The organism is Saccharomonospora azurea NA-128, assembly GCF_000231055.2.
Classification (GTDB): domain Bacteria; phylum Actinomycetota; class Actinomycetes; order Mycobacteriales; family Pseudonocardiaceae; genus Saccharomonospora; species Saccharomonospora azurea.
Genome location: NZ_CM001466.1, coordinates 1623194 through 1639523 on the forward strand (window position 1 = coordinate 1623194; position 16330 = coordinate 1639523).

At 67.4% G+C, this 16330-nt stretch carries 9 protein-coding genes, 1 pseudogene and 1 riboswitch; of the genes and pseudogenes, 5 read left to right on the forward strand and 5 right to left on the reverse strand.

What is annotated here, in order from left to right; genetic code table 11:
* The first annotated feature begins 132 nt into the window (after positions 1-132).
* The gene (locus SACAZDRAFT_RS07310) at positions 133-1488 is read left to right on the forward strand and encodes a wax ester/triacylglycerol synthase family O-acyltransferase (RefSeq protein WP_005440163.1); all 1356 of its coding nucleotides are present in this window, start codon (positions 133-135) and stop codon (positions 1486-1488) included.
* Between the two features lie 556 nt (positions 1489-2044).
* On the forward strand, positions 2045-2722 hold the full coding sequence (locus SACAZDRAFT_RS07315; RefSeq protein WP_005440164.1) for a hypothetical protein: 678 nt from the start codon (positions 2045-2047) through the stop codon (positions 2720-2722).
* 638 nt (positions 2723-3360) lie between these two features.
* On the opposite strand, the pseudogene SACAZDRAFT_RS22365 reads toward SACAZDRAFT_RS07315, so the two are convergent.
* Positions 3361-3563: pseudogene (locus SACAZDRAFT_RS22365) on the reverse strand (IS5/IS1182 family transposase); the annotation flags it as partial.
* A gap of 259 nt (positions 3564-3822) precedes the next feature.
* On the opposite strand from SACAZDRAFT_RS22365, the gene SACAZDRAFT_RS23190 reads away from it, so the two are divergent.
* Both SACAZDRAFT_RS23190 and SACAZDRAFT_RS22935 read left to right on the forward strand, forming a co-directional pair.
* Positions 3823-4362, forward strand: a complete 540-nt coding sequence (locus SACAZDRAFT_RS23190) for a hypothetical protein (protein WP_198283903.1) — start codon at positions 3823-3825, stop codon at positions 4360-4362.
* 152 nt (positions 4363-4514) lie between these two features.
* Positions 4515-4982: a hypothetical protein gene (locus SACAZDRAFT_RS22935; RefSeq protein WP_157606947.1), complete on the forward strand. Its 468-nt coding sequence runs from the start codon at positions 4515-4517 to the stop codon at positions 4980-4982.
* A gap of 915 nt (positions 4983-5897) precedes the next feature.
* Here the strand turns inward: SACAZDRAFT_RS22935 and SACAZDRAFT_RS07320 are convergent.
* The 4 genes from SACAZDRAFT_RS07320 to gltB all read right to left on the reverse strand — a co-directional run bounded on the left by SACAZDRAFT_RS07320 (position 5898) and on the right by gltB (position 14893).
* Entirely contained in the window at positions 5898-7301 is a 1404-nt protein-coding gene (locus SACAZDRAFT_RS07320; RefSeq protein ID WP_005440166.1) for a class II 3-deoxy-7-phosphoheptulonate synthase, read from the reverse strand.
* Positions 7302-7409: 108 nt separating this feature from the next.
* Positions 7410-8405: a trypsin-like serine peptidase gene (locus tag SACAZDRAFT_RS07325; RefSeq protein ID WP_005440167.1), complete on the reverse strand. Its 996-nt coding sequence runs from the start codon at positions 8403-8405 to the stop codon at positions 7410-7412.
* Between the two features lie 153 nt (positions 8406-8558).
* Positions 8559-10064, reverse strand: coding sequence for a glutamate synthase subunit beta (locus SACAZDRAFT_RS07330; protein ID WP_005440168.1), 1506 nt, complete (start codon positions 10062-10064; stop codon positions 8559-8561).
* Positions 10065-10306: 242 nt separating this feature from the next.
* Positions 10307-14893 (reverse strand): glutamate synthase large subunit, encoded by a 4587-nt coding sequence (gene gltB, locus SACAZDRAFT_RS07335; protein WP_005440169.1) that lies wholly within the window; start codon positions 14891-14893, stop codon positions 10307-10309.
* Between the two features lie 279 nt (positions 14894-15172).
* Positions 15173-15306: riboswitch (cobalamin riboswitch) on the forward strand.
* Positions 15307-15389: 83 nt separating this feature from the next.
* On the opposite strand from gltB, the gene SACAZDRAFT_RS07340 reads away from it, so the two are divergent.
* A complete protein-coding gene (locus SACAZDRAFT_RS07340) occupies positions 15390-16328 on the forward strand; it encodes an ABC transporter substrate-binding protein (RefSeq protein ID WP_005440170.1) in 939 nt (312 codons plus the stop codon).
* Positions 16329-16330: the final 2 nt, after the last annotated feature.

The following is a 16330-nucleotide window of genomic DNA, read 5'->3' on the forward strand; positions in this document are numbered from 1 at the left end:
GGGTATGGGCCTCGCCCGTCTCGCCGGGCGGGGACACCCTGCCGATGATGGAGGTGGTGCGGGACGCCCCGCACCACCTCCACACGCTGGCGACGGCACCCGGACCACTCACCCACTCCCGAAAGAGACGCGATGCCAGCCGACCGGCTCAGCGCACTGGACACGGCCTTCCTCTGCATCGAGCGACCCACCACTCCCATGCACATGGGCGCGGTGGGAGTGTTCGCACCGTCCCGTGCCTACGGACGCCGCGACGGTGCCGACGTCGCCGCCCTCGTCGCGGAGCGCGCCGAACGGTCTCCCCGGCTGCGACAGCGTCTGCGGTCCGGGGGCCTGCTGCTACCCGACCGTTGGGAGCCCGATCCCCGGTTCGACGCCACGGCACACGTCAGCACACACCATGTGGACTCCGACACCGCCGACCCACTCGCCTCGCACGCGTCGCGGTGGTTCGAGACCCCACTCGATCCGCGTACTCCACTGTGGAACGTCCGGATCGTGACCGGGCTGCCCGAGGGAAGATTCGCGACGCTGTTCAAGATCCATCACGCGCTGTGCGACGGTGCGGGGGCCGCGGAACTCGCGCTGAGCCTGCTCGACGGTTCGCCTACTGCGGGCACGGCGCACCGGCGTACCGCACGAACCCACGGACCGGGCGGTGACAGAAGCGACCGCCCGGACGACGGAGTCACGCTCGACGACGTGTGGCGCGACGCGCGACGTCTGGTGGACGACGCGGCGGAGACGGCGGGGATCGCCACGGCCCTGCTGCGCGCGGTGCGACCGCTTCCCCTGTCGCCCACCGTGACCGCGCAGTCGGCGCGGCGCCAGATGGGCTTCGTCCGCCTCGACGCCGACGATCTCCGCCGCATCCGCCGCGCGCACGGTGGGACGTCCCACGACGTGGTGCTCGCCGTGTTGGCGGGCGCGCTGCGGGCCTGGCTGCGCGACCGCAACGGCGAGGCAGCACCACGTGCCCTTCGCGCCCTCGTGCCGGTGAGCATTCGGCGGCGGCGTGGAGACCCTCCGGGTGGCAACGCTCTGTCCGGCTACCTGTGCGACCTGCCGGTGGACGTGGAGGACCCGGTCCGACGCCTGCGCGCCGTGACCGAGGCGATGAACCGGCACAAGCAGGCCGGACCCTGGCGCGGCGCGGGCGCGCTGCCCGTGCTCGCCGAACGGCTGCCGAGCGCGGTGCACCGCCTGGCCACCCGCACCCTCGCGCACGCGGCGCCCACACTGTTCGACACCGTGATCACCACGGTGCCGCTGCCCGGACTACCGCTGTCGTTGGACGGCGCGCCGCTGTGCGAGACCTACCCGGTGGTGCCGCTCGCGCCGCACCAGTCGGTCGGGTTCGCCGTGTCGACCTACCGCGGTGGCGTGCACGTGGGACTCAACACGGCGGGAGACGCCATGCACCAGGCGGGCGCGCTGGCCGACGCCGTCACCAAGTCGATGGCGGCGTTGGCCCAGCTCTGCCCGTGACGTCTCAGAGCCTCCTGTTCTTGCCCCATCCCCTTCACACAGCAGGTAACCGGGGCTCGGGAACAGGCTTTCTCCTGATCATTATCGTGGTGACGATGGGCACGTCGTGATAGGTGGCTGGGTGGTAGTCGCCGGGACGGCGACGGTCTCGTGCACTGGTTCGCTTCCGGATTCGGTGCGGGAACCCGGATTCGGCACCGGGTTCCCATCCTGGCTGGGCTCGACGCCCTCGGAACTCGGCAGATACGCGAAGTGAGCGACTTCGCCCCAGCTGACCAACTGCATCGAGGGTCGCCAACACAATATCCTCCGCTAACCATTGGTGTTCCGCTCACTTCTGGTGAGACGCAGATGTTCTTTCGCTTAGGCGCTTCAGGCTCGGACCGAGCTCGGCACGCCTAGCGATTTCGGCCGCGAGGGCTGACTCCTGAGCGGGCAGCCTGGTCGACGAAGTCGTAGGAAGGGTGGGAGCCTGAGAAGGCTGACGAGCATGATCAGGTCTTGCCAACCATGAGATACTCATACGACCAGTTCAACCCGCAGCTACCGGAGAGTTATGAAGCAGCGCAACCAAGGCAGGGATACTATCCGCTTTCGCCTGGCCTTGGACCGTTCCGACCTAGCCATCGCCTTGGTAGGGCTGCTGACAGGCGCTTTCGCGGCAGTGGCCTACTACTCGTTCCCGCTGCGTTCCCTGGCACACACCTTCGGCGTATGGATTGTACTGTCCGCCATGGTCGCGAAGGGCAACAAGCCCATTCCCGCATGCAAGCGTGTCAGTATTGCACTGCTTGCGGCTGTGTTCGCCTTCTACGTGGGCAAGGGACTCACCTACAGTGTTCTGTACTCGGGTACGACCTATCCTGTTCACGTATTTGACCTCGTTGTATGGAGCGGCCTTGCGGTGGCCGCCGGTGCGGCGTTGGGACTGAGTCTGCGTTTCGTTGGCGACCGCGATTGGCGCGGCACGATCGCCACCGCAAGCGCTATCGGGTTGGCCTGGGGTGATGTCATCCGACGTATAGGATTTGATCTCGGAGACGACCTTGTGCTGACGCTGTTCACCGTCTTGGTGACCGCGCTCCTTCTCGCTGTGGGCTCCCGCTCGCTCCGTCAGGTCGCCGGGAACAGCTTGCTGGCCATACCGCTGATCGTTCCGGGCTTTCTGATTGCTTCAGCACCCGACCTGTTGGAACAACTACTCATCACCGGGAGCTTCTCAGGCATTCTTTGAACTCCTCGCCTAGGATCGTGTCCTCTCTGACGAGCTGGAGGAGTGGTTTGCAGCAGTACAGTCTGCGGCGGGGCTGAGTAAGGCCGGTTAGTGCCGGTGGCGTTCTTACCGGTACTTGATCCAGCGGCAGCCGATCATCCAGGTGTGCGTGCCCAATGCCCGCCGACGGCGTTCAAGGCGTTCACTGAAGCCGATTCCCTTACTCGCGATGCGCCACACCGATCCGCTTGCCGCTTGACCATAGCCGCAGGCAAGCAATGTCGCACGCCTTGCTCTCGCGCAGAACCCGAGCCTGAAACAGCAGTCGTTATCAGGATCGTGTCTCGCTTGACACCCAACTGTCATCGGCTTCCAGGCTCGCTGTCGTGGGCGTTGACAGCCGAGACGCCGACAAAGAGGGTAACCCGTTCACGTCCGACAATACGCGCATCTTCGAGCCCGGTTCGCTCCGGTTCACGGGACTCGGACCTACGTATTCGCTCTTTGGCGCGTACGCCGGCAACTGAGCACGATTTAGAACAGGTCTAGCAAACCGGTGCCGTCCAGGCGGTGCCAAACTTCTTATACAGCCAGCTCCTCACCCACTTCACGACCCGATCAGGAATCTGCGGTGAGCGGCGGACCGAACAGCGACGCCACCGCCTCAGCGTGAGATTGGTCCACCAGTACGCCGCAACCAACAAAACCCGGTCTTCCAGCGGCAGGCTCCAAGGCCTGCCCTTACGCACCGGGTTCACACCCTCAGCCGCAGAGTGGTGATCAGCTTGCCGAACTGGCGCGGACTCAACCCCGCGAACGGGGTTATCCAAGACGGCTCCGACGCCGTCATCACACCAGCCACCCCAAGGTCATCCCACCCACCAGCGGTTACGGGACACCCCTTAAGGACAAGCTCCAAACACTTTCCATGAATCACCGCACGTTAGCACTACAGGCATGATCGCAATAAAAATGTTACCCACCGGGCCTCTACAGCTATCGAAGCGAGTAGCCCAAAAGGACTAAAAGGGTACGTCAAATGGTCACTATTTGACAACCGTAAGATTGTGTGATCTTCTGCCCAGTGATCATTCCGACATCTCCAACACGGGATTTCATAAATGAAAAGCAAAAAACCAACTCCTGCCCTTGTGGCACTGACGGCAGCTTTTCTGGTATCCATATCAGGATACGCATCCGCCACTGAATCAATAGAAGACCCAGTCGAATACTGCGCCATTCTTGTCGGGAAAACACCCAACGGAGCGATTACATCACCCGTTCTTGCTCGGGCTTGCTCTCAGGAGTCGCCTCGGCAGGCATTGGAGGAGATGGAAGCGAAAGCCGAACGGACACTTCCCGCGCAGGTGTACAAATCCCTCGACCGAGTTCGACTCATGACATGGTTTGAGGATGCCAACTACGGCGGGAACACGACGGAGATCTATGGAGACGATGGACCGTGCGACACCGGGGGCTACCGGGTAGAGCCGGATTGGTTCTGGAAGGTCAACCTCACCTCGGTCACCGGAACAGACGCCTGTGATGTTGGTCGTTTTTACACCCAGCAACTTGATCACTCGGAGACCCGTCGACTTCCCACCCATCTCTACCCCCCACTTAACGACAATGTCGGCCTGGTCAGGGTGTGGAACGGATAACTCGATCCCACGCAGGGAAGTACATCAACGAACAAAACAAACAGGAGGGCGACATATTGAGACAGTCAAGAAAAATCCTATGGTCAGCCGCCATGGTTGGCGCTCTCGCCCTTGCCGGAGTTAGCACTGCCGCATCAGCGACCACTACATCGATGACAGAACACAGCGGAACTCATTGCGCGATACTGGTCGGTAAAGCACCTGAACAAACCGATGTAGCATCACCGATTATCGCGAGGGAATGTTCTAGCCGTTCGCCAGAGGACGCGCGCAAGAAGATGCTCCACACGCGAGAAACGGAGTTGGACAGCAATGCGGAAACAGCTCCCGCATTGCTGATGACCTGGTATGAGGATGCCAACTATGGCGGTGACTCGGCGAGTATCTACGGTGACTACGGTCCTTGCGATAGTGCCGGTTACCGACTCCAGCTCTACGCCTACCAGTGGAGCGACGATCTCAGTTCGGCCAGCGGGACATGGGCATGCGACCGTGCTCGATTCCATTCCTCGATCGACGGCAGTGCTCGCGCCTTCAACCTTCCAGTCCCTTACCTTGGCGACCACCTGAATGACGCGGTTAGCTTCATCGAAGTGTGGAACGACCCGGGAATTGCGTGACGGTCTTCCCGCCGGCTCACACGGCTACAACGTCCGGGGTGGATACTGCGGCCCAGATATCCACCCCGGACAGATTTCCCGAGTCGCAGCTGCGGCGCTTCGACTGCGGTCGAGATCAACTGTCATAGTAGGAGTCGGTTCAACGAGGAACTGTCTGGAGACGATGCTGTTCTCTTGATGGTCTACCCGTCATTAACATGACCATGACTGTTATCGGCCTTCTCGCCTAGCGTGCAAAGGCCAGCCACACCGCACAGAACATTCGCGATGATGTTCAGAGCAGTCGATTTGGTTTGAAGGAGATAGCCGACCGTGTGAGACCGTAGGCTCGCCGCCATGGACTTTAAGACCAGGGCTGCTGAGCGGCTTCTCGAACACACTTTCGGCATCGACGATATGGCCCCGAGCAGCTCGAAATTTCGCCGGCAATCCCTTCGGCATCGGCGAGGAAACTTCTTGGGAGTCCTCTCCGGCCGACTTGGCATGGTCACGAGATAAAGACTCAGCACGCTAGGCGCGCAGCACTCGCTGATGAAGAGGGCGCCATAGGGTTTTGGCGTCTTCTTCAGGCTGGACAGCGACCGGCAACGATGACGACCTCAAACAGCCCTCTCTGTTTGAGCAGTTACGGCAGTCGATGGTGCTCGGTGACAGGGACAACTCCGTCAGAAACCGGGTCGGCCCTCACAACACCTTCTCGGTCAGCCCGAACAGCGTGTCCACCCGCTGGGACAAAGACGTATAGGCCCGCTGACGGAAACATGTAAGAGCCCTGGCCGCGCTGGCAAGTCCGGTTCGCACACTGATCAGCTGAATCCCTTGGTGAGACCACTTTTCTGTGGCAAGAGAAGTGGCCACCAAGGGCTTCGGCCGTGATCAGCTGGGTCGCCGCCACCCAGACGTCGGAACTCAGGCTCAGGCCCGCAGCATCTCCGCGACCAGGAACGCCAGTTCCAGCGACTGCTGCGTGTTGAGCCTCGGGTCGCATGCCGTCTCGTACCGGCCCGACAGGTCCAGGTCGGAGATGTCCTGGGCACCACCGAGGCACTCGGTGACGTCCTCGCCGGTCAACTCGACGTGGATACCGCCCGGGTAGCTGCCCAGGCGGCGGTGCACCTCGAAGAAGCCCTGCACCTCGTCCACGATGCGGTCGAAGTGGCGGGTCTTGTAGCCGTTGGACGACTCGTGCGTGTTGCCGTGCATGGGGTCGCACTGCCAGATCACCTTGTGGCCGGTGCTCTCGACCTTCTCCACGATGGCGGGCAGCACCTCACGCACCTTGCCGTTGCCCATCCGGGCGATCAGCGTGAGCCTGCCGGGCTCGTTGCGCGGGTCGAGGCGTTCGACGTACTCCACGGCCTGCTCCGGTGTCGTCGTCGGCCCGATCTTGACCCCGATGGGGTTGGACAGCAGCTCCGCGAAGGCGATGTGCGCGCCGTCGAGCTGCCGGGTCCGCTCGCCGATCCACAGGAAGTGGGACGACAGGTTGTACAGCGACGGGTTGTCCGACTTCGGGTCGTCGAGCCGGAGCATGGCCCGCTCGTAGTCCAGCAGCAGCGCCTCGTGGCTCGCGAAGATCTCGGTGGAGTGCAGGGACTGGTCACTGACCCCGCACGCCGCCATGAACCGCAGACCCCGGTCGATCTCGGCGGCCAGCGCCTCGTACCGCTCACCCGCGGGCGAGGTGCGGACGAAGTCCTTGTTCCAGTCGTGCACCTGCGCGAGGTCGCCCATGCCGGCCCCGGTCAGGGCGCGCACGAGGTTCATCGCGGCGCCCGCGTTGGCGTAGGCGCGGATCATGCGCCCGGGGTCGGGCACCCGCAGTTCGGGGTCCGGCGCAAGCGAGTTGACGATGTCGCCCCGGTACACCGGCAGCCCCAGCGCGTCGGTGTTGTTCGACCTCGGCTTCGCGTACTGGCCCGCGATGCGCCCCACCTTCACCACCGGCAGGCTCGCGCCGTAGGTGAGCACGACGGCCATCTGCAGCAGCGTGCGCAGGTTGGCGCGGATGTGCGGCTCGGTGTTGGACTCGAACGTCTCCGCGCAGTCGCCACCCTGCAGCAGGAACGCCTCGCCGCGGGCGACCATGGCCAGGCGCTCGCGAAGCCGGTCGACCTCCGCCGGGACCGTGATCGGCGGCACGCTCTCCAGCACCGTCCGGACGCGCGGAACGACGTCGGCGTCGGGCCATTCGGGCTGCTGCGCCGCCGGACGCGACAAGGCGTCGTCCAGTCGTTTGCGCAGTTCGTCGGGCAACGGGGGCAGCGAGGGCAGGGCGTCGATGGGGACGTCAACAGTCCAGTTCACGACCACCAGCATACGAACCGGCGACCGCCGGCCGGCCCGAGGGAGGTGTGAGATTTCCACGGCGGGTCACACGGTGCGTACCCGACATCTCACGGACCGTGCCGACGGTCGCGGGCGGGATCAGGCCGTCTGCGCAGCGTCGTAGAGCGCCTCCGCCTCGGAGCCGAAGTACGGGCCGAACATGTATCCCGGCAGGAAGACGTACCCGAAGCTGTTGACCGAGGCCTGCGTGCCCGTGCCGGTCGACTCGTCGAAGTCCAGGAACCACGGTCCGCCACTCGACCCGCCCGTCATGTCGCAGTTCATGCCGTGGTCGTCGGTGAGCAGGAAATCGGTGATGGTGCTGCCGCTGCAGTGGATCAGCGTGCTGCCGTCGTACGGGTCCGCCGCAGGGTAGCCGAACGTGTACATGTCGAGGTTGCGCCCCTGGTTGAACGCGATGCCCTGCGCGCCCACCACGTCGGTGAGAGACTGGCCGTCGACCTGGCTCACCACAGCGGCACCGACGTCGTAGTTCATGTCCTCGCTCTGCTCCCACTGCGGGGTCGTGAGCGTCAGGCGAGCGGGCCACTCCCCGTACGGTGCCTGGCCGTCGTCGTAGCCAGGCACGAAGATCCAGTCGGTGTGCCAGCTTCCCTGGTACTTCACGCAGTGGCCGGCCGTGATGACCACACTCTTGTTGCCGCTGGTCACCGCGTTGCCGCTACAGGAGGACGCGTTGCCGTCGAAGTTGAAGAACACACGGCCCGCGGTCTCGACGACCTCACCGCCACCGTCCCACGGCGCCCCGGTGGTGGGGAACGCGCGCGGGCCGACGCCGGGCACGGTGCGTTCCACGCCTCGCGCGACCTCCGATCGCCCCTCCGCCACGGACGACGCGGCGGCCCCCACGTCGGCCACATCGGCGAGCAGGAGGTCCATCGGAACGGCCTCCCGCATCCGTTCGGGCGTCCAATAGGCGGTGACCTCGTCGGCCGCCGTGGCGATCTGATTGATCGCGACGTCGTCGGCGGACGAACTCGCCTGCCGGACCTCCGCGATCGCGGGAGTGGACAGCGCCGTCGCCACCAGACCGGCCGCGAGCAGTGTGACCGTCCGCGATATCCCTCGCTTCATCACGATGCCTCCACGCTGTTGGTAAGTCGCCAACCGAAGGTGGAAACCATCCGAGATGTCACGTGATCGCGGTACCGCCGAGCGAGGGACGAGCAGCGGAAACGCACCGAAATGCCGCTCGCCCGTCCTGCGAGTGGAGTAACGGAGAACCCGTCAGACGGCCAGGGGCAACGCGGTGGGATGCACGGGCGCCGGCAGGTCGGAGTCGCCCATCAGATACTCGTCGACCGCCTTGGCCGCCGAGCGGCCTTCGGCGACGGCCCACACCACCAGGGACGCGCCGCGGTGGGCATCGCCGCACACGAACACCCCGTCCGCCTGCGTCTGCCAGTCCGCGCCGCAGGACACGGTGCCCCGTTTCGTCAGCGACAGTCCGAGGTCGTCGAGCAACGGCATGGGCTCCACGCCCTCGAAACCGATCGCGAGCAACACGAGGTCGGCCGGGAGGCGCTCGACGTGCTCGCCGGTCGGCACGACCTCACGCCGCCCCGTCTCCGGGTCCCGGCGGACCTCGACCTCGCGCAGTTCGATCTCCCGCACCCGACCGTCGTCGTCGCCGACGAACCGCTGCACGGCCACGGCGAAACGGCGTTCCCCCGCCTCCTCGTGCACGGGATAGGTCCGTAACACGTAGGGCCACGTCGGCCACGGCGAACGCTCGTCGTCCCGGGTGGACGGCGGTCGCGGGTACCGGTCCAGCTGGGTCACCGACACCGCACCCTGCCGGATCGCCGTGCCGTAGCAGTCGGCTCCCGTGTCGCCACCGCCGATGACGACGACGTGCTTGCCCTCGGCGTGCACCTCGGCCGGCCCGTCGCCCTCGCACTCCCGATTGGCGGCCACCAGGTGCTCCATCGCGAGGTGGATGCCGCTGAGCTCCCGGCCCGGCGTGACGGAGTCGTCCCGACCCCGCAACGCGCCGACGGCCAACACCACCGCGTCGAACCGCTCCCGCAACTCCTCCACGGTGACGTCGACCCCGGCCTCGCAGCTCGTCACGAACGTCGTGCCCTCCTCACGCAGTTGCGCGAGCCGGCGGTCGAGAACCTGCTTCTCCATCTTGAACTCCGGGATGCCGTACCGGAGGAGCCCGCCGAGCCGGTCGTCTCGCTCGAAGACCGTCACGTCGTGACCGGCGCGCGTGAGCTGCTGCGCCGCCGCCAGACCCGCGGGGCCCGAACCCACCACCGCGACCGATCGGCCCGTGGCCGACGCGGCCTGCTGCGGGGCGACGAAGCCCGCCTCCCACGCGTGCGCGGCGATCGCCTCCTCGACCCGCTTGATGGCCACGGCGCCCCCGGAGTCCGGTGAGATCGCCAGCACGCACGCCGCCTCACACGGCGCCGGGCACAGCTTCCCGGTGAACTCGGGGAAGTTGTTCGTGGCGTGCAACCGCTCGGCCGCACCGAACCAGTCGCTCCGCCGCACCAGGTCGTTCCACTCGGGGATCAGGTTGCCCAGCGGGCACCCGGCACTGCCCGAGTGACAGAACGGGATGCCGCAATCCATGCACCGCGCCGCCTGGGTGGCCACCGCACGGTCCCGTTCCCCGGGATCGACGTCGGCATAGACCTCACGCCAGTCCCGCGTCCGCTCACCACGCGGACGCTTCGGTCGATCGGCACGCTCGTACCGCAGGAAACCCTTGGGGTCAGCCACGCGACGCCTCCGTATCCCGCGGGACACCCCGCACCCGGTCGGCGCCCATGGCTGCCAAGGAATTCTCAGCCACGCGACGCCTCTCCGTCCTGCGGGACACCCTCCCCATCCGCGGCCCACGCCGCGAAGGGGGCCCAACCCGGTCGGCGCCCATGGCTGCCAAGGAATTCTCAGCCACGCGACGCCTCTCCGTCCTGCGGGACACCCGCACCCGGTCGGCGCCCATGGCTGCCAAGGAATTCTCAGCCACGCGACGCCTCCTGCATGATCACCTCGTCGACATCACGCCCCTGCGCCTCCGCCGTCCTCGCGGCCTCCAGCACCCGGCGGTAGTCCGTGGGCAGCACCTTCGTGAACGCCGCCGACCGGCGCCTCCAGTCGCCGAGCAGGGACGCCGCCACCGGCGAGCCCGTCAACCGGTGGTGCCTCTCCACGACGTCGCGCAGCCACGCGGAGTCCTCCGCGTCCAGCGGGTGCAACTCCACCATGGCGCGGTTGAGGTTGCGCTCGTCGAGCCGCAGCACGTAGGCGATGCCGCCCGACATCCCCGCGGCCACGTTGCGGCCCGTGCCACCGAGCACGACGGCCCGGCCGCCGGTCATGTACTCGAACGCGTGGTCGCCCGTGCCCTCGGCGACGAGCAACGCACCCGAGTTGCGTACACCGAACCGCTCACCGACCTGCCCGCGCAGGAACAACTCGCCCGAGGTGGCCCCGTAGGCGATCGTGTTACCCGCGATCACGTGCTCCTCGGCCGCGTACGGCGACGCCGGGTGAGGTCGCACCACGATGCGCCCGCCCGACAGCCCCTTGCCGACGTAGTCGTTGGCGTCGCCGACCAGATCGAGCGTCACCCCCGGCGGCAGGAACGCGCCGAGCGACTGGCCCGCCGACCCGGTGAGCCGCACGTGGATGGTGTCGTCGGCCAACCCCTCGCTGCCGTAGCGCCGGGTGACCTCCGAGCCGAGCATCGTGCCGACGGTGCGGTTGACGTTGCGCACCGGCAGGTCGAGCCGCACCGGACGCGCGTCCTCCAGCGCCGCCTCGGCGAGCTGCACGAGCGTGCGGTCCAGCGCCTGGTCCAGCCCGTGGTCCTGCTCCCGGACCTTGCGCCGTGCGCCGCCGTGCCGGGGACCGGTGACCGGGTCGGCCGGGACCTCGAAGATCGGCGAGAGGTCGAGCCCCCGGGCCTTCCAGTGCTCCACCGCCTCGTCGACGTCGAGCAGGTCGGCGTGGCCGATGAGCTCGTCGAGCGAGCGGAACCCCAACCGAGCGAGGTACTCCCGCACCTCCTGGGCCACGAACCGGAAGAAGTTCACGACGTGCTCGGCCTGCCCCGTGTACCGCTCGCGCAGCGCGGGGTTCTGCGTCGCGACCCCCACGGGGCACGTGTCCAGGTGACACACCCGCATCATCACGCAACCGGCGACCACGAGCGGCGCCGTCGCGAAGCCGTACTCCTCGGCGCCGAGCAACGCCGCCACGATGACGTCCCGGCCGGTCTTGAACCCGCCGTCGGCCTGCACCGTCACGCGATCGCGCAGGCCGTTCAACAGCAACGTCTGCTGCGTCTCGGCCAACCCGATCTCCCACGGCGTGCCCGCGTGCTTCAGCGAGTTCATCGGGGCGGCCCCGGTGCCCCCGTCGTGGCCGGAGATCAACACCACGTCGGCGTGGGCCTTCGACACCCCGGCCGCCACGGTGCCCACGCCGTACGAGCTCACGAGCTTGACGTTGATGCGGGCGTGCTCGTTGGCGTTCTTCAGGTCGTGGATGAGCTGCGCGAGGTCCTCGATCGAGTAGATGTCGTGGTGGGGCGGCGGCGAGATCAGCCCGACCCCGGGTGTGGAGTGCCGGGTCCGCGCGATCCACGGGTAGACCTTGTTCGGCGGCAGCTGCCCGCCCTCGCCCGGCTTGGCGCCCTGCGCCATCTTGATCTGGATGTCGTCGGCGCTGACGAGGTACTCGCTCGTGACCCCGAACCGGCCGCTCGCGACCTGCTTCACCGCGCTGCGCCGCAACGGGTCGTGCAGGCGCTCCGGGTCCTCACCGCCCTCGCCGGAGTTCGATCGGCCGCCGATCGTGTTCATCGCGATCGCGAGCGTCTGGTGCGCCTCGATCGACAGCGAGCCGTACGACATGCCCCCGGTGTTGAACCGGCGGCAGATCGACTCGACCGGCTCGACCTCCTCGATCGGCACCGGCTCGCGGACACCCTCGCGAAAGGAGAACAGCCCGCGCAGCACACCGCCCTCGCGGTTGAGCCGGTTCACCTCGTCGACGTAGCGGCGGTAGACCTCCTCCCGGCGCGAGGCGCTCGCGTGTTGCAACAGGAACACGGTCTCCGGCGTGAACAGGTGCAGTTCACCGTCGCGGCGATAGGCGTACTCGCCGCCGCTCTCCAGGCGGCGGTGCGCGTGCTCGGCGGGGTTCTCCGGGTACGCGCGGCGGTGCCGCACCGCCACTTCCTCGGCGAGGACGTCGAGCCCCACCCCGCCCAGAGTGGAGACGGTGCCCGTGAAGTACTCGTCGAGGACGTCCTGGGACAGGCCGAGTGCCTCGAACACCTGCGCTCCGGTGTAGGCGCCGACGGTCGAGATGCCCATCTTGGACATGATCTTCAGGACACCCTTGTCGAGCGCCTTGACGTAGTTGCGCACGGCGGTGCGCGGTTCCATGCCGTCGAGGTCGTGGCGTCTCAGCAGGTCCTCGATCGACTCGAACGCCAGGTACGGGTTGACGGCCGCGGCCCCGTACCCGAGCAGCAGCGCCACGTGGTGGATCTCGCGCGCGTCGCCGGTCTCCACGACGAGCGCCACCCGCAGCCGTTCCTTGGTCCGCACGAGATGGTGGTGGACCGCGGACACCAGGAGCAACGACGGGATCGGAGCCATCCGATGGTCGGAGTCGCGGTCGGAGAGCACGAGCGTGCGGGCACCCCCGGCGATGGCCTCCGAGGCCTCCCGCCGCACCCGTTCGACCGCCTCGGCGAGGGCCTCGCCCCCGCCGTCCACCTCGTACAGTCCGGAGAGGACGGCACAGGAGAAGCCGGCCAGATCGCCGTCGTCGTTGAGGTGGATGAGCTTGGCAAGCTGCTCGTTGTCGATGACGGGCGAGTCGAGCTGGATCTGTCTGCACGAGGCCGGGCCCGGCGCGAGGAGGTTCTCCTCCGGCCCCATCACCCGGCTCATCGACGTCACGAGTTCCTCGCGGATGGCGTCGAGCGGCGGATTCGTGACCTGCGCGAACCCCTGCTTGAAGTACTCGTAGAGCAGGCGCGAGCGCTTCGAGAGCACCGACGGCGGTGTGTCCGAACCCATCGAGCCCACCGGTTCGGCGCCCGTGAGCGCCATCGGCGTCAGCAGGATCTTCAGCTCCTCCTCGGTGTAGCCGAAGACGAGCTGCCTGCGTCGCACCGAGGCGTGGCTCTGCGTCACGTGTTCCCTCGCGGGGAGGCGGTCCAGGGGCAGCAGCCCCGCGTGCACCCACTCGCCGTAGGGCGCCTGCGCGGCGAGGTCCGCCTTGATCTCGTCGTCCTCCACGACGCGGCCCGCGGCGGTGTCGACGCAGAACATGCGGCCCGGCTTGAGGCGTCCCTTGGCGACGACCCGGTCCGGCGGCACGTCGAGCACACCGCTCTCGCTGGCGAAGACGACCCGGTCGTCCGCCGTGCGCCACCAGCGCGCGGGGCGCAGCCCGTTGCGGTCGAGCACCGCGCCGACCAGGGAGCCGTCGGTGAAGGTCACGCACGCCGGCCCGTCCCACGGTTCCATGAGACTGGCGTGGAACCGGTAGAACGCCCGCCGGTCGCCCTCCATCGTCGCGTGGTTCTCCCACGCCTCCGGGATCATCATGAGCACCGCGTGCGGCAGGCTCCGCCCGCCCAGGTGCAGCAGTTCGAGCACCTCGTCGAACGACGCCGAGTCCGACCCGTCCGGTGAGCACACGGGAAAGAGCCGGTTCAGGTCGCCGGGAATGAGGTCGGACTCCAGCAGGGCCTCCCGCGACCGCATCCGGTTGCGGTTGCCCCGGATGGTGTTGATCTCGCCGTTGTGGGCGACGAACCGGTACGGGTGCGCGAGCGGCCACGAGGGGAACGTGTTGGTCGAGAACCGGCTGTGCACGAGGGCGATGGCGCTGGCGAGCCGCTCGTCCCGCAGGTCCGGAAAGAACAGCGGCAGCTGCGTGGGCGTGAGCATCCCCTTGTAGACGAGGGTGCGGGCCGACAACGACGGGAAATACACCCCACACCCGGCGGCGACGCTTTCGTGCTCGGCACGTTTGCGCAGGCAGAACGTGAGCCGATCGAGCTCGATCCCGGCCCGCCCGCCGCTGGAGTCCGGCGACGCCTCGGCGACGAGGAGCATCGCCACGTGCGGCATCACCGACCGCGCCGTGGGGCCGACGTCGGCCGCGTCCGGGTCCGTGGGCACCGTGCGCCAGCCGAGGACGGCGAGGTTCTCCTCCTCCGCGATGCGTTCGAGCAGGTCCACGGCTCTCGCGCGCGGTTCCTCCTCCACCGGGAGGAACACGAGGCCCGCCGCGTAGCGGCTCCGACCCCGCTCGTCGGGCTCGGGAAGCGCGACGTCGACCGCCGACCGCAGGAAGGCGTCGGGCAGTTGCAGCAGGATTCCCGCGCCGTCACCGCTGGTGGGCTCGGCACCCGCGGCACCACGATGGTCGAGGTTCACCAGTGCCGTGAGACCGTCTGCCACGATCGCGCGGGAGCGCTCGCCCCGGACGTGGGCGACCAGAGCGACACCACAGGCGTCCCTCTCCGTCGCAGGATCGTAGGCGCCCTGTTTCTGTGGAATCGCGGAGAAGATCAAAAAGGGACCTCCTGCGTCGTCGTGCTCGTGCCTGCACGGGACGACCATGGCCCGCCGATGAGCGCGACTTTAACACCTGAAAAACGTACTGGACACGGTTCGACCAGCGATTTCGTCGCCCATGACGTAACGATCCGGCAGCGTGTCACCTCACCGTGAACTGCTGTGTACGGAGATGGGTACTGCTGCCCCGGGCAGCACCGGGACCGGGCGTGCGCAGCCGAGTGAGTCCGTGTTCGAGCTGCTCACCCGAGTCTACGCGCGGGTTTCGCCTGGTAGTGTCACGGCGACGTGATCGGCAGCGAAGTCCGGTGGGAATCCGGCGCTGTGCCGCAACTGTGATGGTTCGCGGGTCGACCCCGAGTCGCCCCGACGAGCCGAGCCAGGTCGCCTGCCGTTCACGTGACGCCACCACCGCCTCCGGCGCAGAGGTGCGGCGTCCGTGACCTCGGGTCTCGGCGCGGCCCACGCGCCGGCCGAGAAGTCGAGGTCCACGATGCCTGTCAGACGGTTGCTCCTCCTCCCCCTGCTGCTGGTTCTGTCTCTCACCGCGTGCGCCGAACGCCACGAGGACACGTCGGGGAACTCCTCGACGAGTGACGGCGCGTTCCCCGTCGAACTGACGCCCGAGGGCGCTCCCGCCGTCACGCTGGACGAGCGGCCCGAACGCATCGTCTCGCTGTCCCCGTCGACCACCGAGGTGCTGTACGCCGTCGGCGCGGGCGACCAGGTCGTCGCCGTCGACGAGATGTCCACGATCCCCGACGACGCCCCACGCACGGAGCTGTCCGGGCTGAACCCCGACCCGCAGGCGATCGCGAGCCACGACCCCGACCTCGTCATCGTGGAGTCCGACACCGACGGCAAGCTCGCCGACGCGCTCGGCAAGACCGGCACGCCCACCCTGGTGCTCACCGCACCGGCCACGCTCGACGCGATGTACGACCAGTTCGAACTCGTGGGCAAGGCCACGGGACATGCTCAGGAGGGCGCGGACCTCGCGCGGCAGACGGAGGAGGAGATCACGAAGCTGGTCGCCGACGTCGGCGAGGCGGGCAAGGGCCTGACCTACTACCACGAGCTCGACCCCAGCTACTACAGCGTGACCTCGGAGACGTTCATCGGCCAGGTGTACGGGCTGTTCGGCCTGGAGAACATCGCCGACCAGGGCGACCCCTCGGCCCACGGCGGATACCCGCAGCTGTCGGCGGAGACCATCCTCGCGGAGGACCCCGACCTCGTGTTCCTCGCCGACACGCAGTGCTGCGGGGAGGACACCGCGACGGTGACGAAGCGGCCCGGCTGGGACACGCTCACCGCGGTGAAGGAGGACCAGGTGATCGAGCTGGAGGACGACGCCGCGTCGCGGTGGACGCCGAGGCTCGTCGACTTCGTCCGCGCCGTCGCCGACGCTGTGACGAGCGCGGCCGCCTGATC

Coding starts and splice junctions, on each gene's coding strand:
- SACAZDRAFT_RS07315 (WP_005440164.1), top strand. CDS start 2,045: ATGAAGCAGCGCAACCAAGGCAGGGATACTATCCGCTTTCGCCTGGCC.
- SACAZDRAFT_RS07340 (WP_005440170.1), top strand. CDS start 15,390: ATGCCTGTCAGACGGTTGCTCCTCCTCCCCCTGCTGCTGGTTCTGTCT.
- SACAZDRAFT_RS07320 (WP_005440166.1), bottom strand. CDS start 7,301: ATGCTGGTGGTCGTGAACTGGACTGTTGACGTCCCCATCGACGCCCTG.
- SACAZDRAFT_RS22935 (WP_157606947.1), top strand. CDS start 4,515: ATGACAGAACACAGCGGAACTCATTGCGCGATACTGGTCGGTAAAGCA.
- SACAZDRAFT_RS07325 (WP_005440167.1), bottom strand. CDS start 8,405: ATGAAGCGAGGGATATCGCGGACGGTCACACTGCTCGCGGCCGGTCTG.
- SACAZDRAFT_RS23190 (WP_198283903.1), top strand. CDS start 3,823: ATGAAAAGCAAAAAACCAACTCCTGCCCTTGTGGCACTGACGGCAGCT.
- SACAZDRAFT_RS07310 (WP_005440163.1), top strand. CDS start 133: ATGCCAGCCGACCGGCTCAGCGCACTGGACACGGCCTTCCTCTGCATC.